This is a genomic window from Stenotrophomonas sp. Y-13 (genome assembly GCF_046267925.1).
Taxonomy (GTDB): Bacteria; Pseudomonadota; Gammaproteobacteria; order Xanthomonadales; family Xanthomonadaceae; genus Stenotrophomonas; species Stenotrophomonas acidaminiphila_A.
On the sequence record NZ_CP176501.1, the window covers coordinates 758,649 to 781,112 of the forward strand.

Annotated in this window: 20 protein-coding genes; 10 read left to right on the forward strand and 10 right to left on the reverse strand. The window is 70.9% G+C overall.

All coding sequences use genetic code 11. The features are described 5' to 3' along the window. Window positions 1–71: 71 nt before the first annotated feature. From ACJ7VY_RS03255 to ACJ7VY_RS03265, 3 genes are all read right to left on the reverse strand, one after another. Complete coding sequence (locus ACJ7VY_RS03255) at window positions 72–1,430, reverse strand: TolC family outer membrane protein (RefSeq protein ID WP_409476361.1); 1,359 nt, start codon at window positions 1,428–1,430, stop codon at window positions 72–74. A gap of 24 nt (window positions 1,431–1,454) precedes the next feature. Then, window positions 1,455–2,102, reverse strand: a complete 648-nt coding sequence (locus ACJ7VY_RS03260) for a protein-L-isoaspartate O-methyltransferase family protein (protein WP_161613260.1) — start codon at window positions 2,100–2,102, stop codon at window positions 1,455–1,457. A gap of 130 nt (window positions 2,103–2,232) precedes the next feature. After that, window positions 2,233–2,898, reverse strand: a complete 666-nt coding sequence (locus tag ACJ7VY_RS03265; RefSeq protein ID WP_104938099.1) for a TetR/AcrR family transcriptional regulator — start codon at window positions 2,896–2,898, stop codon at window positions 2,233–2,235. Between the two features lie 113 nt (window positions 2,899–3,011). On the opposite strand from ACJ7VY_RS03265, the gene ACJ7VY_RS03270 reads away from it, so the two are divergent. The 4 genes from ACJ7VY_RS03270 (at window position 3,012) to pip (ending at window position 11,409) form a co-directional block, all read left to right on the forward strand. Beyond that, window positions 3,012–4,133: an efflux RND transporter periplasmic adaptor subunit gene (locus ACJ7VY_RS03270; protein WP_313228926.1), complete on the forward strand. Its 1,122-nt coding sequence runs from the start codon at window positions 3,012–3,014 to the stop codon at window positions 4,131–4,133. A gap of 3 nt (window positions 4,134–4,136) precedes the next feature. Then, the gene (locus ACJ7VY_RS03275) at window positions 4,137–7,298 is read left to right on the forward strand and encodes an efflux RND transporter permease subunit (protein ID WP_409476362.1); all 3,162 of its coding nucleotides are present in this window, start codon (window positions 4,137–4,139) and stop codon (window positions 7,296–7,298) included. Between the two features lie 115 nt (window positions 7,299–7,413). Further along, entirely contained in the window at window positions 7,414–10,386 is a 2,973-nt protein-coding gene (locus ACJ7VY_RS03280; protein WP_409476363.1) for a diguanylate cyclase, read from the forward strand. Window positions 10,387–10,467: 81 nt separating this feature from the next. Continuing rightward, complete coding sequence (gene pip / locus ACJ7VY_RS03285) at window positions 10,468–11,409, forward strand: prolyl aminopeptidase (protein WP_161613262.1); 942 nt, start codon at window positions 10,468–10,470, stop codon at window positions 11,407–11,409. 41 nt (window positions 11,410–11,450) lie between these two features. Here the strand turns inward: pip and ACJ7VY_RS03290 are convergent, their stop codons facing one another. Genes ACJ7VY_RS03290 through ACJ7VY_RS03305 form a run of 4 tightly spaced genes read right to left on the reverse strand, consistent with a single transcriptional unit; the run spans window position 11,451 to window position 14,318 of the window. Further along, a complete protein-coding gene (locus ACJ7VY_RS03290; RefSeq protein WP_409476364.1) occupies window positions 11,451–12,266 on the reverse strand; it encodes an N-formylglutamate amidohydrolase in 816 nt (271 codons plus the stop codon). Further along, a complete protein-coding gene (locus tag ACJ7VY_RS03295; RefSeq protein ID WP_161613264.1) occupies window positions 12,263–12,811 on the reverse strand; it encodes an NUDIX hydrolase in 549 nt (182 codons plus the stop codon). Before ACJ7VY_RS03295 ends, ACJ7VY_RS03290 begins: the two co-directional genes overlap by 4 nt. After that, the gene (locus tag ACJ7VY_RS03300; protein ID WP_409476781.1) at window positions 12,808–13,755 is read right to left on the reverse strand and encodes a 5'-3' exonuclease H3TH domain-containing protein; all 948 of its coding nucleotides are present in this window, start codon (window positions 13,753–13,755) and stop codon (window positions 12,808–12,810) included. Before ACJ7VY_RS03300 ends, ACJ7VY_RS03295 begins: the two co-directional genes overlap by 4 nt. Beyond that, on the reverse strand, window positions 13,743–14,318 hold the full coding sequence (locus ACJ7VY_RS03305) for a nitroreductase (protein ID WP_293765391.1): 576 nt from the start codon (window positions 14,316–14,318) through the stop codon (window positions 13,743–13,745). Before ACJ7VY_RS03305 ends, ACJ7VY_RS03300 begins: the two co-directional genes overlap by 13 nt. A 310-nt stretch (window positions 14,319–14,628) precedes the next feature. Here ACJ7VY_RS03305 and ACJ7VY_RS03310 point away from each other — a divergent pair, with 310 nt between their 5' ends. Genes ACJ7VY_RS03310 through ACJ7VY_RS03320 form a run of 3 tightly spaced genes read left to right on the forward strand, consistent with a single transcriptional unit; the run spans window position 14,629 to window position 18,518 of the window. Continuing rightward, on the forward strand, window positions 14,629–16,935 hold the full coding sequence (locus tag ACJ7VY_RS03310) for a DUF1631 domain-containing protein (RefSeq protein WP_409476365.1): 2,307 nt from the start codon (window positions 14,629–14,631) through the stop codon (window positions 16,933–16,935). Window positions 16,936–16,992: 57 nt separating this feature from the next. Further along, complete coding sequence (locus tag ACJ7VY_RS03315; protein WP_409476366.1) at window positions 16,993–18,096, forward strand: NAD(P) transhydrogenase subunit alpha; 1,104 nt, start codon at window positions 16,993–16,995, stop codon at window positions 18,094–18,096. Next, the gene (locus ACJ7VY_RS03320) at window positions 18,093–18,518 is read left to right on the forward strand and encodes a hypothetical protein (protein WP_158681811.1); all 426 of its coding nucleotides are present in this window, start codon (window positions 18,093–18,095) and stop codon (window positions 18,516–18,518) included. The genes ACJ7VY_RS03315 and ACJ7VY_RS03320 overlap by 4 nt, the downstream gene beginning before the upstream one ends. Window positions 18,519–18,702: 184 nt before the next feature. On the opposite strand, the gene ACJ7VY_RS03325 is transcribed toward ACJ7VY_RS03320, so the two are convergent. The 3 genes from ACJ7VY_RS03325 to ACJ7VY_RS03335 are packed head-to-tail and all read right to left on the reverse strand — an operon-like array spanning window position 18,703 to window position 20,017. Further along, on the reverse strand, window positions 18,703–19,116 hold the full coding sequence (locus ACJ7VY_RS03325; RefSeq protein WP_409476367.1) for a DUF3106 domain-containing protein: 414 nt from the start codon (window positions 19,114–19,116) through the stop codon (window positions 18,703–18,705). Then, window positions 19,116–19,478, reverse strand: coding sequence for a hypothetical protein (locus ACJ7VY_RS03330; RefSeq protein ID WP_409476368.1), 363 nt, complete (start codon window positions 19,476–19,478; stop codon window positions 19,116–19,118). Before ACJ7VY_RS03330 ends, ACJ7VY_RS03325 begins: the two co-directional genes overlap by 1 nt. After that, window positions 19,475–20,017, reverse strand: a complete 543-nt coding sequence (locus ACJ7VY_RS03335) for an RNA polymerase sigma factor (RefSeq protein WP_313228946.1) — start codon at window positions 20,015–20,017, stop codon at window positions 19,475–19,477. The genes ACJ7VY_RS03330 and ACJ7VY_RS03335 overlap by 4 nt, the downstream gene beginning before the upstream one ends. A gap of 132 nt (window positions 20,018–20,149) precedes the next feature. Here ACJ7VY_RS03335 and ACJ7VY_RS03340 point away from each other — a divergent pair, with 132 nt between their 5' ends. The 3 genes from ACJ7VY_RS03340 to ACJ7VY_RS03350 are packed head-to-tail and all read left to right on the forward strand — an operon-like array spanning window position 20,150 to window position 22,382. Beyond that, a complete protein-coding gene (locus ACJ7VY_RS03340) occupies window positions 20,150–20,452 on the forward strand; it encodes an NAD(P) transhydrogenase subunit alpha (RefSeq protein ID WP_104938106.1) in 303 nt (100 codons plus the stop codon). Further along, complete coding sequence (locus ACJ7VY_RS03345) at window positions 20,449–20,946, forward strand: hypothetical protein (RefSeq protein WP_240213404.1); 498 nt, start codon at window positions 20,449–20,451, stop codon at window positions 20,944–20,946. Before ACJ7VY_RS03340 ends, ACJ7VY_RS03345 begins: the two co-directional genes overlap by 4 nt. Continuing rightward, the gene (locus tag ACJ7VY_RS03350) at window positions 20,943–22,382 is read left to right on the forward strand and encodes an NAD(P)(+) transhydrogenase (Re/Si-specific) subunit beta (protein WP_312348272.1); all 1,440 of its coding nucleotides are present in this window, start codon (window positions 20,943–20,945) and stop codon (window positions 22,380–22,382) included. The genes ACJ7VY_RS03345 and ACJ7VY_RS03350 overlap by 4 nt, the downstream gene beginning before the upstream one ends. Window positions 22,383–22,464 lie beyond the last annotated feature (82 nt).

The following is a 22,464-nucleotide window of genomic DNA, read 5'->3' on the forward strand; positions in this document are numbered from 1 at the left end:
GCCCATGCAGGAACGCGAAAGGCGGGCCGGGGCCCGCCTTTCGCGCCTCCACGCCGGTACAGCGGCGGGGCTTACTGCATGCTGCCCGGCGCCAGCTGCGCCTCGGCATCCTGGGTCAGCAGGCGGTTGATGTCCTGCACCTCGGCCACGTCCAGCGCGCCGATGGCCTGGCTGAGCTGCAGCCGGCTGAGCAGGAAGGTGTAGCGGGCTTGCGCATAGTCCAGCTTGGCCTGGAACAGGGTGCGCTGGTTCTGCACCACGTCCAGCACGGTGCGGGTACCGACTTCCAGCCCCACCTGCGAGGCGTCGTACGCGCTCTGCGCCGACACCACGGCCAGGCGCCGTGCCTCGACCTCGCTGATGCCGGCCACCACGGCCTGGTAGGCATTGCGGGTGTTGCGGTCCAGCGCGCGCTTCTGCTGCTCGTAGCCATCCTGGGCGATGTCGCGCTGGGCCAGGGCCTGGCGCACGTAGGACTGGGTGGCGCCACCGGAGAAGATCGGCACGTTCAGGGTCAGGCCGATCGAGTTGGTGGTCGCGTCCGGGCCGAACGAGGAGCCGCCGACGCTGTCGCCCCAGCTGGCGCTCTTGCCCCAGGTGCCGCCCAGCGACAGGGTCGGGTAGTGCCCGCCGCGGGCGGCCGAGACGCTGGCCACGGCGGCGTTGACCTTCAGCTCCTGCGCCTTCAGCGCCGGGTTCTGCGCGATCGCATCGGCCACCAGCTTGTCGACGTCGCCACGGTTGGCCGGTAGCGCCGGGCGGAAGTCCTCCGGCAGGCTGCGCAGGCCCTGCACCGGCTGCCCGGTCAGTTCGCTCAGCGCCTGGTAGGCATCGGTCAGGGTGTTGCGGGCGAGAATGGTATTGGCGCGCGCCTGGTCGTACTGGGCGCGCGCTTCATGCACGTCGGTGATCGGCGCCAGGCCGACTTCCAGGCGCTTGTCGGCATAGTCGAACTGCTTCTTGGCGGCCGCCTCGTTGGTCTGCGCGGCGCTGAGCGATTCGATCGCCACCAGCACGTTGAAGTAGGTAGTGGCGGTGCGCACGATCAGGTCGTCGTTCGCCGATTCCAGGTCGAAGTCGGCGGCCTTGCTGATTTCGCGCTGCGCGCGCAGGTTGGCGAACTGGGTCCAGTTGAACAGGGTCTGCTCACCGCTGATGCCGTACTTGCGCGAGGTGGCGGTGGTCGAGCCGCTGACCCCGTCCTGCGAGGTGCGGGTGCGGTTCAGCGATGCCGAGCCGCCCAGCGAGGGCAGCAGGGCCGCGCGGGCCTGCACCTGGCCTTCCTTGGTGTACAGCCGGCTGGACTCTGCGGAGGCCAGCTGCGGATCGCCGTTGCGGGCCATTTCGTAGACCTGCAGCAGGTCGGCGGCGTTGGCCGCCAGCGGCGAGAGGGCGACAGCCAGCGCAAGGGCGAGGGATCGGCGGATCATTGCGGCTTCCTTGGATGTAGCGGATCAGAGTTGGAACTGCGGGGCCGGGGCGGCGCCCTGCAGATAATCGATGTCGGTTTCGAACAGGGACTGCACGCTGCCGTCGGCCTTCACCAGCACCGCTTCCATCACCGGCGAGCGGCCCTGGATCACGAACAGGCGGCCGCCGGGGCGCAGCCACTTGAGGATGTGCGCCGGCACGGTGTCCACCGCGCCGGTGATGCAGATGGCGTCGAAGTGGCGCTGGGTCTGCCAGTGCAGCGCGTCGGCGACTTCGATGCGCACGTTGGAGCCGAGCTTGGCCGCGTCCAGGCTGGCGCGCGCGCGCTCGGCCAGTTCCGGCTGGATCTCCAGGCTCAGTACTTCGCGGGCCAGTTCGCCCAGGCAGGCGCTGATGAAGCCGCTGCCGGTGCCGATCTCCAGCACCTCGTCGCCCGGCTGCAGGTCCAGCGCCTGCAGCATGCGGCCTTCGACCACCGGCTTCATCATCTTCTGGCCATGGCCCAGCGGCAGTTCGATGTCGGCATAGGCCAGCGCCTTGTGCGATTCGGCCACGAAGGCCTCGCGCGGCAGCCGCGCCAGGACGTCCAGCACGCGCAGGTCCAGCACGTCCCAGGGACGTACCTGCTGTTCGACCATCAGTTCGCGGGCGTGGGAGTAATCGATCGTCATGGTGTCTCGTCAATCCGGCGCAGTGGGCCGGCCATTTTACCGGTTGGCGCGGGCAGTGCGGGGCAAGCATCGCCGTGCCCGCGGCAGGTCCGCAGTGCCGGAAGTCACCACGACCTCCGGTTCGTTCAGGTTAAGGGCGGGGCGCATAGGCGCGGATGAAGAAGTCGACCGTGGTGGCGATGTGGGCCTCGGCGTCGGGCTGCTCCGGGGCCGCGCACAGCCCGCACATCATGTGCGCGTGCAGCTCGCCCTTGATCAGGCAGAAGAACTGGCGCGCGGCCAGGCGCGGGTCGTCGATCGCCAGCTCGCCACGGGCCGCGCGGGCCTCCAGGAACTCGGCCAGCGCGCTTTCGGTGCGCTTGGGGCCGGCCTGCCAGAACATCTCGCGGATCCGGTCGTCGGTTTCCGGGGTCATCATCATGCGCTGGGTGGCGATGGCCTCGTCACTGCTGATCAGGGCGAAGAAGGCGTGGCCGATGCCGCGCAGCTGTTCGCGCAGCGGGCCTTCGCTGTCGGTCACGAACAGGTCGTCGGGCATCATTTCCACGCACTTGGCCTGGATCGCCTCGAAAAACAGCGTCTCCTTGTCGCCGAAATGGCTGTAGACGGTGAGTTTGGAAACGCCGGCGCCGGCGGCGATGCCGTCCATGCTCACGCCGTTGAAACCCAGTTCGATGAACATTTCCTTGGCCGTTTCCAGGATCGCGGCACGCTTGCCCAGGTCCTTGGGGCGGCCGGGACCGGCGCCGCGCGGAGTCGGCTTGCCGGTGGGTGGGGAAGGATGATGCGCGGACATTCGACAATACTAGACCAGCTGGTTCGATATTTATACTATACCGGCTCGTTCAGTAATGGCGCTGAACCGCCAACCTTCCCCCTCATCCCCTTCCTCACCTGCGATCCTCACCCATGAACATTGCCCGATGGATTGGCGGTTCCCTGCTGGTGGCCGTGCTGGCTGCCTGCGGTAAATCCGAACCTGCTCCCGCACCTGCCGTACCGGTTCTGGTCGTCCACCCCCAGGACGGCGGCCAGGCCATCAGCGCATACCCCGGCGAAGTGCGGGCGCGCGAGGAAACCGTGCTGTCGTTCCGGGTTGGCGGCAACCTGCTGCGGCGCGAGGTCGATGCCGGCCAGCGGGTGCGCGAGGGCCAGCTGCTGGCCGAACTGGACGTGGCCGACTACGCGCTGCAGGCGCGGGCGGCGCAGGCGCAGTACGCCGCCGCCGAGGCCGATCTGGTGCGCGCGCGCGACGAGCACAAGCGCTATGCCGCGCTGGCCGCGCAGCAGCTGGTCAGCCGCTCGGCGCTGGATGCGCAGACCGCCGCGCTGAAGGCGGCGCAGGGCCAGGCCGATGCGGCCCGTTCCAACCTGGACGTGGCCCGCAACCAGGCGGCCTACGCGCAGCTGCGCGCCCCCGCCGATGGCGTGATCGCCAGCCGCCAGGCCGAGGCCGGGCAGGTGGTCGCCGCCGGCCAGGCCATTTATACGCTGGCCGCCGACGGCGCCCGCGAGGTCGCCATCGCCCTGCCGGAGAGCGGGATCCGCGATTTCGCGGTGGGCCAGGCGGTGGAAGTGGAACTGTGGAACCGTCCCGGCAAGCGCTGGCCCGGCACCATCCGCGAGATCGCCCCGGCCGCCGATGCCCAGGCGCGCACCTATGCCACGCGCGTGAGCCTGGCGGCCGAAGCGCTGGATGCGGTGGAACTGGGGCAGAGCGCGCGCGTCTACGTGGCCCACGCCAAGGGCGGCGCGCTGAGCGTGCCGCTGGCCGCGGTGCAGCCGGGCAAGACGCAGCAGCAGGCCGGTGTGTGGGTGGTGGACCCGGCCAAGGGCACGCTGCAGCTGCGGCCGGTGACGCTGGGCGCCTACGGCGCGGAGCGCGTGCCGGTGCTGGCGGGCCTGAAGCGCGAAGACTGGGTGGTCGCCGCGGGCGGCCACCTGCTGCGCGAGGGCCAGCCGGTGACCGCGGTGGACCGGGCCAACAAGCCGGTACTCGCCGCGCCCGCGTCCGCCAAGCGGGAGGACTGAGGCGTGCGCCGCTTCAATCTTTCCGAGTGGGCCCTGGGCAACCGCGCGCTGGTGTTGTTCATGATGATCGCGCTGGCGGTCATCGGCGCCTGGTCCTACAAGCACCTCGGCCAGTCCGAGGATCCGCCGTTCACGTTCAAGGCGATGGTGGTGCAGACCGCGTGGCCGGGCGCCACCGCCGAGCAGGTCTCGCGGCAGGTGACCGAGCCGATCGAGAAGGCGCTGATGAACACCGGGCAGTTCGAGTTCATCCAGTCGTACTCGCGGCCGGGCGAATCGCAGGTGATCTTCATGGCGCGCGATTCGATGCGCTCCAAGGATGTGCCGGAACTGTTCTACCAGGTGCGCAAGAAGGTCGGCGACATCCGTTCGCAGCTGCCGGCCGAGGTGGTCGGGCCGTTCTTCAACGATGAGTTCGGCGACACCTTCGGCAATATCTACGCACTGACCGGCAAGGGCTTCGACTACGCGCTGATGCGCGACTACGCCGACCGCATCCAGCTGGAGCTGCAGCGCGTGGCCGACGTCGGCAAGGTCGACCTGCTCGGCCTGCAGGACGAAAAGGTGTGGATCGAACTGTCCAACACCAAGCTGGCCACGCTGGGCGTGTCGCTGCAGCAGGTGCAGCAGGCGCTGGCCGACCAGAACGCGGTGACCCCGGCTAGCTGGTTCGAGACCGGCAGCGACCGCGTGCAGCTGCGCGTCACCGGCCAGTTCCAGTCGGTGGAAGACATCGCCGCGTTCCCGATCCGCGCCGGCGACCGCACCGTGCGCCTGGGTGACATCGCCCAGGTCAAGCGCGGCTTCGCCGACCCGGCCTCGCCGAAGATGCGCTTCATGGGTGAGGACGCCATCGGCATCGCGGTGGCGATGAAGGACGGCGGCGACATCCTCAAGCTCGGCAAGACCCTGGACGACGCGTTCGCGCGGCTGCAGAAGACGCTGCCGGCGGGCATGGAGCTGCGCAAGGTCTCCGACCAGCCGCACGCGGTCGAGGATTCGGTGGGCGAGTTCGTCAAGGTGCTGACCGAGGCGGTGGTGATCGTGCTGCTGGTGAGCTTCTTCTCGCTGGGCTGGCGCACCGGGCTGGTGGTGGCGGTGTCGATCCCGCTGGTGCTGGCGATGACCTTCTTCGTCATGCACCAGTTCGACATCGGCCTGCACAAGATCTCGCTGGGCGCGCTGGTGCTGGCGCTGGGCCTGCTGGTGGACGATGCGATCATCGCGGTGGAGATGATGGCCACCAAGATGGAACAGGGCTACGACCGCCTGCGCGCGGCCAGCTTCGCCTGGGAGTCGACCGCGTTCCCGATGCTGACCGGCACGCTGATCACCGCTGCCGGCTTCCTGCCCATCGCCACCGCCGCCTCCAGCACCGGCGAGTACACCCGCTCGCTGTTCCAGGTGGTGACCATCGCCCTGGTGGTGTCGTGGATCGCCGCGGTGCTGTTCATCCCGTACCTGGGCGACAAGATGCTGCCGGACCTGCACAACCCGCAGCCGCCACGGCCGGGCAGTCTGGCCGGCCGCTGGCATGCGCTGCGGCTGCGCTGGGCCGACCGCAACCCGGCGCTGGCCAACCTGATCCGGCCGCGGCAGCTGGAACACGACCACGACCCCTACAAGAGCGCGTTCTACCAGCGCTTCCGGCGTTTCCTGGATGCCTGCCTGCGCCGCCGCTGGCTGGTGATCTTCGCCACCATCGGCCTGTTCGTGTTCTCGCTGGCCATGTTCCGCTTCGTGCCGCAGCAGTTCTTCCCGGACTCGACCCGGCCGGAGCTGATGGTGGACATCGAGCTGGCCGAAGGCGCGTCGCTGGCCGCCACCCAGGCGCAGGCGCACAAGCTGGAGGCGCTGCTCAAGCAGCGCCAGGACATCGCCAACTACGTCGGTTACGTGGGCAGCGGCTCGCCGCGCTTCTACCTGCCGCTGGACCAGCAGCTGCCGGCGACCAACTTCGCCCAGTTCGTGGTGCTGGCGCAGGACATCCACGCCCGCGAAGCGGTGCGCGACTGGCTGCTGAAGGAGGTGGTGCCGCGCTTCACCGACGTGCAGCTGCGCGTGACCCGGCTGGAGAACGGGCCGCCGGTGGGCTACCCGGTGCAGTTCCGCGTGTCCGGCGAGCACATCGACCGGGTGCAGGCCATCGCCCGGGAGGTCGCCGCCAAGGTGCGGCAGAACCCGCACGTGGCCAACGTCAACCTCAACTGGTCAGAGCCGAGCAAGGTGGTGCGGCTGGTGGTGGACCAGGAGCGCGCGCGCGCGCTGGGGGTGAGCAGCGCGCAGATCGCGCACTTCCTGAGCAGCTCGCTGTCGGGCATGCAGGTGAGCACCTACCGCGAGGGCAACCGCCAGATCGGCATGCTGCTGCGCGGCCCGGACGACGAGCGCGCGCGGCTGGACATGCTCGCCAGCCTGGCCATTCCCACGCCCAGCGGCACCGCGGTACCGCTGGCGCAGGTGGCCCGGCTCGAGTACGTGTTCGAGGACGGCATCATCTGGCACCGCAACCGCCTGCCCACGGTCACCGTGCGTGCCGACATCGCCGACGGCCTGCTGCCGCCGGAGGTCACCGGGCAGATCCTGCCGACCCTGGACGGCATCCGCGCCGCCCTGCCTGACGGCTACCTGCTGGAAGTCGGCGGCACGGTGGAGGATTCGGCGCGCGGGCAGAACTCGATCAAGGCCGGCATGCCGCTGTTCCTGATCGTGGTGGTGACCCTGCTGATGCTGCAGCTGCGCAGCTTCTCGCGTGCGGCGATGGTGCTGGTCACCGCACCGCTGGGCATCATCGGCGCGACCCTGTTCCTGCTGATCTTCCGGGTGCCGTTCGGCTTCGTCGCGCTGCTGGGCACCATCGCCCTGGCGGGCATGATCATGCGCAACTCGGTGATCCTGGTGGACCAGATCCAGCAGGACATCGACGCCGGGCATGACCGCTGGCACGCCATCATCGGTGCCACCGTGCGCCGCTTCCGGCCGATCGTGCTGACCGCGCTGGCCGCGGTGCTGGCGATGATCCCGCTGTCGCGCAGCGCCTTCTACGGCTCCATGGCGATCTCGATCATGGGCGGGCTGATCGTCGGCACGGTACTGACCCTGGTGTTCCTGCCGGCGCTGTACGCGGCCTGGTTCCGGGTGCGGCCGGACGAAGCGGCAAGCTGAACCGGTCAGCCGCCGGCGCTGCCAGCGGATGGCCGCGCCCCGGCGGTGGTAGATTGGTCTGGCGCGGCGGGCCTGGGTGGCCGGCCGCGCCAGACCGCGAAGGGGGGCGGTTCCGTTGGCCCGTAGTATCGACATCGCCCGGGGCACCGGTTCCCGCGAGCGCAGCGCATGGCCGCCGTCCTGGTGCTGGTACGCGGTCCTGGTACTTGCCTGCCTGGCATGGCTGCCGGCGGCGCGGGCGGCGGACGGCCGCCACTACATGGTCAGCGACTGGACCATGGCCGACGGACTGCCGCACAACCTGGTGCATGCGCTGGCGCAGGACCGCGACGGCTTCATATGGGCCGGAACCTGGGAGGGCGTGGTCCGCTTCAACGGGCGCCACTTCACCGTGTTCGACCGCCAGAACACCCCGGGCGCGGAGCTGTCGGGCGTGTTCTGCATCCTTGCCGAGGCCGATGGCGGGGTGCTGTTCGGGACCGCCGCCGATGGCGTGTTCCGCTACCACCGCGGGCGCTGGCAGCACCTGGGCGAGCCCAGCGCGCGCCGCCTGCCGGTGACCGCGCTGCTGCGCGATGCCGGCGGCGACCTGTGGATCGCCTCGGCCAACCGCCTGCTGCGGATGGACACCCATGGCCGGATCCACGCCGCCGGCGCCGCAGCCGGCCTGCCCGGCGTGCGGGTCAATGCACTGGTCGATGGCGGTGACGGCGCGGTGCTGGTCGCCACCGATGCCGGCGCCTATCGGCTGCAGGACGGGCGCGCCATGCCCTGGGCGGACTGGGCGGGTACCCATGCCGTGCGTGGCATTGCCGGCGACGGCGCCGGCGGTTGGCTGCTGGCCACCGACAATGGCGTGTATTGGCGCGATGGCGCCGGCAAGGTCACCCACCTGCAGCCCGGCCGGCGGGTGGACGCGGTGCTGCGCGACCGGCTCGGGGCGATCTGGATGAGCCTGTCCAGCAGCAGCGGCGAGCTGCTGCGGCATGCCGGCGACGGCGACGAGCGGCTGCCCACCCCCGGCCCGGTCAGCGCGGCGCTGCTCGCCGACCGCGAGGGCCTGGTATGGAGTGGCAGCACCCATGGCCTGCACCGCGTGGCGGAAGTGGCGGCGGTCGGCTTCACCCGCGCCGATGGCCTGCGCAGCGATTACGTGCGCGTGGTCCTGCAGAGCGGGGACCGCGCGCTGTGGATCGGCCACGCCGAGGGGCTGGACCGCTGGTACCAGCGGCGCATGCACCCGGTGCGGTTGGCCGCCGGAAACGGCCGCGACCCGTCGGTGCTGGCGCTGGCTTGGCGTGACGACATGCTGTGGGCGGGGACCTACGACCAGGGGGTGTTCGGGCTGGATGCGCAGGGCAGGGTGAAGCAGCGGATCCGCGTCGGCGGGCAGCGCGAGCCGATCGTGCGCGCGCTGCTGGCCGACCCTGACGGCGGCCTGTGGATCGGCGGTACCCACGGCCTGAGCCATTACCGCGATGGACGCCTGCAACTGCGCCTGGACAGCAGGGACCAGCCCGGGGCCACGGTGCAGGCGCTGTACCGCGACCCGGACGGCACGCTGTGGATCGGCACCACCGGCGGCATGGCCGCGCTGGGGCCCGACGACGTGCTGCGCACCTGGAGCGCCGAGGGCGACATCCCCGCGCAGTATGTGTTCGATTTCCTGCGCGACCCGGATGGCGACCTGTGGATCGCCAGCGACCGCGGCCTGCTGCGCATGCGCAACGGCAGCTTCCGGGTCTACGACCATCGCCATGGACTGCCGCGCGACAAGTTGTTCCGGATCATCGACGACCAGGCCGGCAACCTGTGGTTGCCCAGCAATATCGGCGTGTTCCGCGTCGCCCGCGCCGAGCTGGACCAGATCGACGCCGGCACCCGCAGGCAGCTGGCCGTGCACGTGCTGGACCACAGCGACGGCATGCCCGGCAGCCAGGGCAACGGCGCCTCCATGCCCGCCGGCTGGCGTGTCCACAACGGCGCGCTGGCCTTCCCGACCTCGGCCGGGCTGGGCCTGATCGACCCGCGGATCGCGGGCCGCTACGACGGCAGGGCGTCGCCAGTGGTATTCGAGTCGGTATCGGTGGACGGCGTCGCCCGGGCCCCGGCGGCGCTGCTGCGGCTGGAGCCGGGCGCGCGCCGGGTGGCGGTGGCCTACACCGCGCTCAATTTCCGCGCGCCGGACAAGATGCGCTACCGCTACCGCCTGCGGGGCTTCGATGCCGGGTGGGTGGAGGCGGGCAGCGATACCGAGGCCGTGTACACCAACCTGCCGCCCGGCCGCTACCGGCTGGAAGTGCAGGCCATGGCGTTGCCGCGGGACTGGGCACGGCAGTCCGAGGTGGGCACCGCGCAGATGGCGCTGGAGGTGGTGCCGCCGCTGTGGAAGCGCACGTCCTCGCGGGTGCTGCTCGGCCTGGCGCTGGTCGCGGCCGTGGTGCTGGGGTTCTGGCTGCGCACCGCCAGCTACCGGCGCAGCCAGCGCCGGCTCAGCCGGGTGATCGCCGCGCGCACCGAGGAACTGAGCGACAAGAACCGCGCGCTGGAGCTGGCCGGGATCGAACGCGACCGCCTGCTGCAGCGGCTGGAGCACCAGGCCACCCACGACGTGCTGACCGGCCTGCCCAACCGGCGTGCGGCCGAGTTCCACCTGCGCCAGGCGCTCGAGCGCGCCGGCGACCGCGGCGAGCCGCTGTGCGTGGCACTGATCGACATCGACCATTTCAAGCAGATCAACGACCGCCACGGCCACCACGGCGGCGACCGGGTGCTGCGCGAAGTGGCCGAGCTGCTGCGCCAGCACCTGGACGGCGAGCAGTTCGTGTCGCGGCATGGTGGCGAGGAATTCCTGGCGGTGCTGCGCGGCCTCACCCTGGAGCAGGCGCTGCAGCGGCTGCAGGCACTGCGCCTGGCCCTGGCCCGCGCGCGCATGGACGAGGTGGACCCGGGCCTGGTGGTCACCGCCAGCATCGGCGTGGCCGAGTGCCGTCCCGGGCAGGAATCGCCGCGCACGCTGCTGGCGGCGGCCGACCGCCAGCTCTATCGCGCCAAGCGCGAGGGCCGCAACCGGGTCTGCGCCGCATAGCGGGCCGCGCCCCGGGGGCGCGACCCGGCCCCGGCCGCCGCGCTCTACAATCGGGCGTTCTCCCAGCCAGTGAGTCCGCGCATGCGCACGCTTTACCCCGCCATCACGCCCTACGACACCGGTACGCTCAAGGTCGACGAGCGCCACACGCTGTACTACGAACAGTGCGGCAACCCCGACGGCAAGCCGGTGGTGATGCTGCATGGCGGCCCGGGCGGCGGCTGCACCGCCAAGATGCGCCAGTTCCACGACCCGGCGAAGTACCGGATCATCCTGTTCGACCAGCGTGGCGCCGGCCGCTCCACCCCGCACGCCGACCTGGTGGACAACACCACCTGGGACCTGGTGGCCGACATCGAGAAGCTGCGCGTGCACCTGGGTGTCGACCGCTGGCAGGTATTCGGCGGCAGCTGGGGCTCGACCCTGGCGCTGGCCTATGCGCAGGCCCATCCTCAGCGCGTGACCGAGCTGGTCCTGCGCGGCATCTTCATGCTGCGCCGCTGGGAACTGGAGTGGTTCTACCAGGAAGGCGCCAGCCGCCTGTTCCCCGACGCCTGGGACCACTACGTCAACGCGATCCCGGCGGTGGAGCGGCACGACCTGATCTCGGCGTTCCACCGGCGCCTGACCAGTGACGACGAGGCGACCCGGTTGGCCGCGGCCAAGGCCTGGAGCGTGTGGGAGGGGGCCACCAGCTTCCTGCACGTGGACGACGATTTCATCAACAGCCACGAAGACCCGCGGTTCGCGCTGGCCTTTGCCCGCATCGAGAACCACTACTTCGTCAACGGCGGCTTCTTCGAGGTCGAGGACCAGCTGCTGCGCGATGCGCACCGCATCGCCGACATCCCGGGCGTGATCGTGCACGGCCGCTATGACGTGGTGTGCCCGCTGGCCAACGCCTGGGACCTGCACAAGGCCTGGCCGAAAGCGCAGCTGCACATCACCCCGGCCTCGGGGCATTCGGCGTTCGAGGCCGAGAACGTCGACGCGCTGGTACGCGCCACCGACAGCTTCGCCTGAGCCTGGCGGCGGTGCCGGCCGCGTGCCGGCACCGCGCCGCGCTAGCCGGCGGCGGCGTGCGCCAGCAGCGTCGGCTGCAGGGCGCGAAAGATGCGCTGCAGCCGCGCCGCCCAGGCCTGCTGGCCGGCGGCATCGGCGATCAGGTCCTGGCGGATTTCCAGCTCCACGTGCACCAGTCCGCGGCCCTCGCCGTGCACCGGCACCGCGTAGTCGCTGGTGCTGCTGACCGCATACGGCTGGTTGTCGCCGACCACCAGGTCGCCTTCCTCGCGCAGCGCCTGCAGCAGCGCCTGCGCGAACCGCGCGTCGCGGTGGTAGAGCACGCCGGCATGCCATGGGCGGGCGGCGCCGTTCATCACCGGGGTGAAGCTGTGCATCATCACCAGCAACGTCGGCATGCCGGCATCGCGGCGGCGGTCCAGTTCGGTGGCGATGCGGGCGTGATACGGCGCGTGGATGGCGCCGATGCGTTGCTGCCGTTGCGACCGGCTCAATCCAGCGTTGCCCGGGATGGCGGTGCCATCGCTGGTTTCGGGGATCAGCGTCGGCGAGGCCAGCGGCCGGTTGCAGTCGATCACCAGCCGCGAATAGGTCTGCTCGATGGCGAAGGCGTCCAGCTGCCGCGCCAGTGCCCGGGTGGTGCCGGCGATGCCGATGTCCCAGCCGATGTGCCGGTCCCGTTCGGCCGGCGCCACGCCCAGGTCGCCGAGCGCGGCGGGAACCCGTTGCCCGGCGTGGTCGGCCAGCAGCAGGAACGGCGAACGGCCGTACGGGTTGTGCACGGTGAACGGCGGCGGGTCCTGCGGGCCCAGCAGCGGCGGGGCGAGGATGTCGGCGGGGGCGTCGAGCCGGCTCATCGCGGGCGGCCATCCAGGTGGTGTTCGATCATCCACAGCCCGGCCCAGAGCTTGGCGTCCAGCTCGTAGCCCTGGCCCATTTTCTCCACCAGCCATGCCGCGGCGCGCGCGCGCGGGACGCTGTGCACGGTGATGTCCTCGCTGTCGTCGCCACCGCCGTCGCCCACCCGGCGCAGGCCGGTGGCGCGCACGAAGGCGATCTTCTCGCTGCTGGCGCCGGAGGAGGTCGGGCCGATCATCAGCACTTCGGCATGGTCGGCGGTCCAGCCGGTTTCCTCTTCCAGTTCGCGCACCGCCGAGGCCTCGATCGATTCGCCGGCGGTGATGTCGCCGACCAGCCCGGCCGGCATTTCGATCGTGCGCGCCTGCAGCGGTACCCGGAACTGCTCGACGAACAGCACCTCGTCGTCGGGGGTGACGGCGATGATGATCGCGGCCAGGCCGCCGGCATGGGTGCGTTCGCTGTATTCCCAGGTGCCGCGCACCACCATGCGCTGGTAGCGGCCTTCGTAGACGACGCGGGGGGCTGCGGTGTTCTGGCTCATGCGGGTTCGTAGGTGGAAGGGGATGCGGTTTCCAGGCCGGCGGCGGCCCGCAGCCGGCGCCGGGTGAGCGGGCCGAAGCGCAGCGATCCGCACAGGCCGTCGAGCATGTCGGCGTCGGCCGCCAAGCGGGTGAACCCGGGCGTGGCCGGGGCCAGCGGCGCATCCACGGCGATGGTGGTCAGTTGCCGGAACAGCAGCGCCAGTTCGCGCTGCTGGCGCAGCCGCACGGCCATCTGCGCGGCGCCGCGCAGGCGCAGGAACGGGATCTCGTCGATCCGCTCCAGCAGCGCGTCGAGGCTGCCGAAGTGGGCCAGCAGCACCGCCGCCGACTTGGCGCCGATGCCGCTGATGCCGGGGATGTTGTCCACCGCGTCGCCGCACAGCGCCAGGTAGTCGGCGATCTGGTGCGCATGCACGCCGTGGCGCGCCTTGACCCCGTCCGCGCCCCAGCGCTGGTTGCGCGCGTAGTCCCATTGCTCGTCGTGATCCAGCAGCAGCTGCGACAGGTCCTTGTCGGCCGAGACGATCACCCCGCGCAGCGCCTGGCCACGGCCCGCGTGCAGCGCGCTGCCGATCAGGTCGTCGGCCTCGTAGTCGCGGTCGGCCAGCACTTCCAGCCCCAGCGCCGCGCACAGCGCCTTGCAGTGCGCGAACTGGCGGCGCAGCGCCTCCGGCGCCGGCTCGCGGTTGGCCTTGTAGGCCGGATACAGGCGGTGCCGGAAACAGCTGTCCAGCGCCTCGTCGAAAGCAATGGCGATGTGCGCCGGGCGCTCGCGCTCCAGCAGGTCCAGCAGGAAGCGGGCGAAGCCATGCACGGCGTTGCTGGGCCAGCCCTGCGCGTCCTGGAAGCTGTCGGGCATGGAGTGCCAGGCGCGGAACACGTACAGGCTGGCGTCGACCAGGTACAGCGGCCGCGGGGCCCCGGCATCGCTCACGGCTGCCAGTCCTGCAGCAGGCTGGCCGGATCCGGCCGCGCGCGCTCGGGCATCTGCAGCTTCGGTGTGCCGATATGGATGAAGCCGACGATGCGTTCGTTCGCGGCCAGCCCCAGGTGGCGTGCTACGCCTTCGTCATAGGCCATCCAGGCGGTCAGCCACTGCGCGCCGAAGCCGAAGCCCTGCGCGGCCTGCAGCAGGGCGAAGCAGACGCAGCCGGCGGTCAGCAGCTGCTCCTGCGCGGGCACCTTGGGGTTGTCCTGCAGGCGCGCGACCACTGTCAGCACCAGCGGCGCATGCGAAAAGCGCTGGCGGTCCTTCTCGATCACCGCCGGCGCGGCATCCGGGGTGCGCTCGCGGCTGCGCCGGGCCAGGTACTCGCCCAGCGCGTGGCGGGCCTCGCCCCGCACGCGGAGCACGCGGAACGGCACCAGTTTGCCGTGGTCGGGCACGCGCGTCGCGGCCGCCAGCATGGCCAGCACGGTGGCGTCGTCCGGACCCGGTTCGGCCAGTTGCAGGGACGGGACCGAGCGGCGCTGGTCCAGCGCTTGCAGGAAGCAGGAATCGGACATGGGGCATTCGTGGGAAAGACGGCCATGGATTATAGACACCGGGGTGCGCAGGGCCGTCCGGCGGGGGCGGGCGAATCTGAGCACTCGGTCGAAGCCCCCGCCTGGCGGATTTCTCGCCAATTCACCGCGGTACGCTTAGCATGGCGCGACATGCCGGGTTGCCGGTGGCGAGGTACAAAGTGCGGACTGCATCACTGGCCCTGTTCAGCTTCTCCCCCTACCATGCGTGGGCGGAGACCGGGGGGCTGTCCGCTTTCTTCCATACGATCCTTACAGGAGCAGCGCCTGCGAAGGTGCGGAGCCACTGCGCATGATGTCCCAGCCGCATCCTCCAGAGCGCCCCGGCCATAACCCGGACCTGCTGGCGCTGGCGCGCGAAGCCGCGCTGCCCCCGCTTTCGGCCACGTTTGCCCGGGTATTGGCCGGGTTCGACGATGCCCTGTTCGACCGCGCCGAGACCGCGGGCGCGTCGCAGCTGGTGTTCCTCGACGGCATGCGCGAGCTGCGCCGGCGCCGCGACGACATCACCGCGCGTTTCGGCGCGCACCTGCGCCAGGCGTGGAGCGCGCTGGAGGCCGCCGCGCCGCTGTCGGCCGAGGCCGCGCTGGCGCAGGCCGGGCAGGGCGATGGCGGGCTGAGCCTGGTCTCCGAACACGACCTGGAATCACGGCTGGCGGTGCGCAATTTCGCCGCGGTGGTGCTGCGCGAATGGAAGCCGGTGCTGGCGCGGCTGGACCGCCGCCTGGCCTGGATCAGCGGCGTGGACGGGCTGGACATCGATCTCAATCCGATCGGCCCCGAACATATCGGCGTGGCGGTGCACGAGGCGTTCGGCGTGTGCGACCTGGCCGCCGAAGTGCGGCTGGTGCTGATCAAGCTGTGCGAGCGGGAATTCGCCGTGCAGGTGGGGCGCATCTACCGCGATGTCGACGAACGCCTGGCGCAGGCCGGGGTGATGCCGGGCATTTCGCAGCCGCCGCCGCGCCCGGCACCCGCCGCGCGCCCGCCGCGCCCGGCCGATGCCGATCCCGGCATGGCGCAGGGCGACGACGAAGACCTCTCCGATCCCCAGCACGCGCCGGCCTGGGCGCGCCGCTTCACCGAGCGTTGGGCGCGGCACCGCAGCGAACTGCAGGCCGGCCACCCGGGGGGCTATGACGGCACCCCGTCGGCGAGCGGGCAGAACATGATCCTGGAAGCGCTGCACGAGCTGCTGGCGCAGACCCGGCATGTGCGCGAGGACGCCACCGCCGCCGCGCAGGTGGCGGTCGGCCAGCAGCGCCCGCTCAGCCAGCACGAAATGATGTCGGTGCTGTCGCTGCTGCAGGCCACGCCCACGGCGACGCTGCGCGCGGCGGTGGGCGACCAGAGCGAATCGCTGGCGCAGCGGCTCAAGAACGAAGTGATTTCAGGCGCCACCCGGCTCGGCGTCGATCCCGGGCAGGCGCGGCTGGACCCGCAGGACGAGGACGCCATCGACCTGGTCGGCATGCTGTTCGACGTGATGCTCGACGAGCGCGAGCTGGAAGGCCGCTCGCGCGAACTGATCGGCCGCCTGGTGGTGCCGTTCGTCAAGGTCGCGCTGCTGGACCGGCGCATGTTCGTGCAGAAGACCCACCCGGCGCGGCGCCTGCTCAACTCGCTGGCCGAGGCCTGCGAGGGCAACGCCGGCGAAAGCCAGGCCGAGCGCGCGCTGATGGGCAAGGTCGAGGAGATCATCGACCGGCTGATCGCCGAGTTCAACGAGAACCTGGCGATCTTCCTGACCCTGGAAGAGGAATTCCGCGAGTTTCTCGCCCAGCACCGGCGCCGCATCGAGATCGCCGAGCGCCGCGCGACCGAAACCCAGCGCGGCCAGGAGAAGCTGGAGCTGGCCCGCAGCCGTGCCCTGGCCGAACTGGAGCGGCGGCTGCAGGGCGCGCCGCTGCCGGCGGCGATCGAAGGCTTCCTGCGCCAGCCCTGGAACCACCACCTGACCATGAGCCTGCTGCGCGAAGGCGACGACGGCGAGTCGGTGGCCGAAGCGCTGGGGCTGGCCGACGTGCTGCTGGAGGAAGTGGCCGAGGCGCGCCGGCATGTGGTCGGCAAGCCATGGCTGCAGTCCCTCCAGCCGGGGCTGCGCAAGGTGTTCGCCAGCGTCGGCCTGCATGGCGAAGGCAGCGTCGGCGCGATCGACGCGCTGCACGACACGCTGCAGGCCATCGCCGAGGCCCGACCGGAGCTGGAACGGGCACTGCCCGAGCTGCCGCAGGTCAGCCTGCCGACGCCGCCGGCGCAGGAATCGGCGGCGCTGGACCTGGGCGCCGAGGCGCGCCCGGAGAGCGTGGACCACGCCGATGCCGCCCGCTACCGCGCCATGGATATCGGCACCTGGCTGGATTTCATCGACAAGGACGGCAAGGTGCAGGCCGGCAAGCTGTCCTGGGTCAGCCCGATCTCCTCGCGCCTGCTGTTCGTCAACCGCCGCGGCATCCGCTTCTGCGTGGCCTCGCCGGAGGAGCTGGTGGTGATGGAGCGGCTCGGCCGCCTGCGCCCGCACGTGGACGACGGCGCGTTCGACAGCGCCATGCAGGGCGTGATAGACCGGCTCGACCCGCAGACCCCCACGGTGCACTGAGGCCCGACCCGCTTTGCTACGATCCCCGGCGTATTCCACTGCGCATCGGGGACGGGCATGGCCGTTGAGGTACGGGTGTTGAAGGAAGCCGCGGCGGGCGAGCGGCGCGTGGCGGCCACGCCGGAAACGGTGAAGAAGCTGCTGGCGGCCGGGGCGAAGGTGCAGGTGCAGGCCGGTGCCGGGTTGGCCGCCGGGTTCACCGACCAGGCCTACCGCGACGCCGGCGCGCAGATCGACGAGGCCGCGGACGCCGCCGACCTGGTGCTGTGCGTGCAGGCGCCGTCGCCGCAGTTGATCGGGCAGCTCAAGCCCGGTGCGGTGCTGGTCGGCACCCTGCAGCCGCAGGCCGATGCCGCGCGTGCCGCCGCGCTGCAGGCGCGGCAGCTGCTGGCGTTCCCGCTGGAACGGCTGCCGCGCACCACCCGCGCGCAGGCCATGGACGTGCTCAGCTCGCAGGCCGGCATGGCCGGCTACAAGGCCACCCTGATCGCCGCGCAGCTGGCGCCGCGCTTCTTCCCGATGCTGACCACCGCTGCCGGCACCATCCGCCCGTCGAAGGTACTGGTGGTCGGCGCCGGCGTGGCCGGCCTGCAGGCGATCGCCACCGCCCGGCGCCTGGGCGCGCAGGTGGAGGGCTTCGACGTGCGCCCGGAAACCCGCGAACAGATCGAGTCACTGGGTGGCAGGTTCCTGGACCTCGGGGTCAGCGCCGCCGGCGAGGGCGGCTATGCGCGCCCGCTCACCGACGCCGAGCGCGCCGAGCAGCAGCGGCGCCTGGCTGAGCACCTCAAGGGCGTGGACGTGGTGATCTGCACCGCCGCCGTGCCCGGCCGCCCGGCACCGAAGATCGTCACCGCGGCGATGGTCGCGGGGATGCGCCCGGGCAGCGTGATCGTCGACCTGGCCGCCGAGACCGGCGGCAACTGCGAGGCGACGCGGCCGGGCGAGACGGTCGACGTGGGCGGGGTGACCGTGGCCGGCCCGCTCGACCTGGCCAGCATGGGCGCCATCCACGCCAGCGAGATGTACGCGCGCAACGTGCTCAATTTCGTCTCGTTGTTCCTCAAGGATGGCGCGCTGGCCTTCGACTGGAACGACGAACTGCTGGCCAGGACCGTGTGGCCCGAGCGCCCGGCCGCGGGGGAGATCCCGCCGGTATGAAGCTGCACACTGGGGTTGTCGTCGCGTGGTTGGCGGCAAGCGGCCCGGGTAGTGGGCCTGCCTTCGCCGACGAACCGTTACGGATTGCGTACCGGCACTTGGCCGAAAGCCCGGAAAAATATGCGGGCAGGCATGTGCAGGTGCCGGCCTGTGTCGCGACGGCCATGCACCATGGTGTCTATCTGTATGACTGCGATGATTCGCATGTGCGGATCATTACGCTGGCAGGCCCTCCCGTGATTCTGGAAGAGCTGTTCGGCACGCGTGACGTGTTGCGGGCGCGGCGGGCGGCGGCCACGGTTTCGGGCGTGTTCGAGTGGCGGCCCGAGGCGCCGCCGCAATGCTGTGCGGACAACCGCGTCCTGCTGCATGCCGACTCGGTATCCGGGGTGACACGGCTGCCGCCTCTGTCAAATGAATGATGGCACGCGGGTTGGGCTGAACAAGAAAGCCCGACATTGCCCTGCGGATTTCCACGGTGCCGGGCCGTGTAGCGCTCAGCCCGTCCGCGCGCTCCATCAAGCACCATGGCATGACGCGGACCTGTCCGGATGGGGGCGCGCCGGTAACCGCAGGGGCGCCGGCCGTGGTGCTTGCCGCCCCCCTTCAATCGGCCGGATTGGCCTCCAGCCACTGCCGGCGCTGCTCCGGCGTCATCCGGTGCCACTGCTCGCGCAGTTCCTGGCGCTGGGCCTTGTCCATGCTGCGCATCTTCGCGAACAGGGCGCGGGCCTCGCGCTGCTGCTGCGGCGACATGTTCTGGAAGCGGTGCATGCCGCGGCGCGCCTGCGAGCGCTGCTCGGGGCTCATCTGCTGCCAGCCGCGGGCATGCTCGTACATGCGCTGGCGGTGCTCGGGCGAGGCGTTCCAGCGGTCGCGCATCGGCGCGATCAGGGTTTCGCGCTGGGCCGGGGTGAGCTGGTCCCACTCGGGCAGCGACGGCTGCGACGGCTGGGAGAATGCCGGCGCGGCGACGGCCAGCAACAGTGGCAGCAGGCAAAGGCGGATGTTCATGATCATCACTCCATCGCCACCGCGTCCGAACCGAGCCACAGGTACAGCTCCGGGCTTTCGTCGAACAGCAGGGCATCATTGGACAGGTCGGTGGCGGGGTCGGCCGCCACGCTGGGCGGCAGTACCGGCGCGGTGCGGTTGAACTGCACCGCCACGGTTACCGCCAGTACCGCCGAGCAGGCGGTGGCCAGCCACCAGCCGCGGCGACGCCACGGCGAGGCGCCGGTGTCGGCGCCTGAGGTGGCGTGCCGGCGCGCCTGGCGCAGGCGTGCCAGCGTAGCGGCGGAGACCGCGCCTTCGGCATGCTGTTGCAGCTGCCGCAGCGAGCGGTCGAAGTCGTCGTTGCGGGATGTGGGCAGGCGGTTCACCGCGTGGCCTCCAGTTGTTTCTGCAATGCGTCGCGCGCGCGCGACAGATGGGTTTTCACCGAACCTTCCGAGCAGCCCATGATCCGGGCGGTGGTCGCCACGTCCAGCTCCTGCAGCACGCGCAGGCCGAACGCCTCGCGCTGGCGTGCCGGCAATTGCCGCAATGCCTGCACCAGCCGCGCGTAATCCTCGCGCTGCTCATGTTCCTGCGCCGGCCCCGGGCGGTCGTCAGCCCAGTCGATCGGGCCGTCCTCGTCCTGCGCCGGCGCCCAGAACTTCAGCCGGAAGCCGCGCCGGCGCCGCAGGTCGATGATGCGCCGGCGCAGGATGCTCCAGAACAGCGGCGTCCATTCCTCGGCCGGGTGGTCGCGGTAGCCGAGCATCCGTTCCATCGCGTCCTGCACCGCGTCCAGCGCATCGTCGCGCTGGCGCAGGCCGGCCTCGGCGAAGCGGAACGCACGCGGCCCGACGCCGGCCAGGAAGGCGTCCAGCGAGGCGGGGGCGGCAACGGGCGTCAGCGGCGGCGGGGTCACCAGCACAGGGTAGCGTTCCGGATGGTCCTGGCATCGATAACGCGCGGCGGGCGGATCGGTTGACGGCAACGGTCGCGCCGGCGTTCATCGCATGGTTATGATGCGGGACGGGCAGTTCCGGCCTCGGAGAGGGCAGCAATGAACGACGGGTTCGTGGCGTTGTACATCTTCATGCTGGCGGCCATCGCCGGCCACGTGATCATCTCGCGGGTGCCGGTGATCCTGCACACCCCGCTGATGTCCGGTTCCAACTTCATCCACGGCATCGTGCTGATCGGGGCGATGGTGGTGCTGGGCCATGCCGATACCACGCTGGAGAAGGCCATCGGCTTCATCGCCGTCGCCCTGGGCGCGGGCAACGCCGCCGGCGGCTACGTGGTCACCGAGCGCATGCTGGAGATGTTCAAGAGCTCCAGGGCGGCGCAAGGGCCGGGCAAGTGAGCGCACGGGTAGCCCCGGCGCCGGCGCGGCGGATCGAGGCGCGGCAGCTGTTCCAGTGGCTCAGCTACCTGCAGTATCCGGCGCTGCTGGTCGCGCTCGGCCATGCCGCGCTGCCCCTGTTCAGGGGCCTGGATGGCCTGCTTGATGCCTTCAACAACGCCCTGCTGTATGCCGGCGTCGGCATCGGCCTGTCTTCACTGCAGGACCCGACCCGGACCCAGAACCGGCTCTCGCGCCGGGTCTGGGAGGACCCGCGCAAGGGCGGCTGGATGCTCTGGCTGCTGACCGCCGAGGCGCTGCTGCCGATCGTGCTGGGGCTGGTGGGCGCGGCGCTGGCGGACACCGCGGCGTTGTCGCAGCTGTCGCTGGGGCTGGTGGCGTTCGGGCTGGGCATGATCGGGCTGCTGAAGACCGCGATCGAGATGCGCGAGCATCACCGCCGCGATCGTCACGCCGGCATTGTGGAGACCCGGGTTCAGGAGGAAGCGGCATGAGCATGGCGTTGCTGGTCAAGGCGAGTTACCTGGTGGCCGCCACCTTGTTCCTGCTGGGCCTGCAGCGCATGGCCTCGCCCAGGACCGCGCGCAGCGGCATCCACTGGGCGGGCGTGGGCATGCTGCTGGCCACCGTCGCCACGTTCTTCCTGCCGGGGCTGCACAACATCGCGCTGATCCTGGTGGCGCTGGTGCTGGGCACCGCGCTGGCCTGGGTGTCGGCCAGGAAGGTCGCCATCACCGACATGCCGCAGATGGTGGCGCTGTACAACGGCATGGGCGGCGGCTCGGCCGCGGCCATCGGCGCGGTGGAGCTGCTGCGCTTCGCCGACGTCGCCGGCCGCGACACCAGCCACTGGAGCGCGGAAGCCATCGCCGCGCTCGCGGCACGGCAGCCGTCGGCCACGGTGCTGGCCCTGGCGGTGGTCGGCGCGGCCATCGGCGCGGTGTCGCTGTCCGGTTCGGTCATCGCCTGGGCCAAGCTCGACGGCCGCCTGGACAAGCGCGTCACCTTCCCCGGGCAGCAGGCGTTCAACCTGCTGGTGGCCGTGGCGATGGTGGCGCTGGGGGTGTGGGCGGCGCTGAGCCTGCAGCCGCTGGCGATCATCGCCTTCTTCGTGGCCGCGCTGGCGCTGGGCGTGCTGATGACCCTGCCCATCGGCGGCGCCGACATGCCGGTGGTGATCTCGCTGTACAACGCCTTCACCGGCCTGGCGGTGTCCTTCGAAGGCTACGTGCTGGGCAACGAGGCGCTGATCATCGCCGGCATGATGGTCGGCGCGGCCGGCATCCTGCTGACGCGGCTGATGGCCAAGGCGATGAACCGGCCGATCAGCGGCGTGCTGTTCTCCAACTTCGGCGGTGGCGGGCAGGGCGCGGCGGAAATCAGCGGCAGCCAGAAGCCGATCGAGGCCGCCGACGTGGCGGCGATGATGGCCTTCGCCGAGCGGGTGGTGATCGTGCCCGGCTACGGCATGGCGGTGGCCCAGGCCCAGCACAAGATCTGGGAGCTGGCGCAGCGGCTGATCGAACGCGGGGTCAAGGTGAAGTTCGCCATCCACCCGGTCGCCGGGCGCATGCCCGGGCACATGAACGTGCTGCTGGCCGAGGCCGGGGTGCCCTACGACCTGATCGCGGACATGGACGACATCAATCCCGAGTTCGCCAGCACCGACGTATCGCTGGTGATCGGCGCCAACGACGTGGTCAACCCGGTGGCGAAGACCGACCCGTCCAGCCCGATCTACGGCATGCCGATCCTGGACGTGGTCAGCAGCCGCAACACCATCGTCATCAAGCGCGGCAAGGGCACCGGCTTCGCCGGCATCGAGAACGCGCTGTTCTATGCCGACAACACGCGCATGCTGTACGGCGATGGTGCCGAGGTGGCGGGCGCGCTGGTCAGCGAGCTGAAGGCGCTGGACGGCGGGCATTGAGGCAGTGCCGGCCGCTAGCCGGCAATCTCGCATATCTGGAACCCCGTAGATGCGGGGCTTGCCCCGCGTGAAGCCTGCCCGG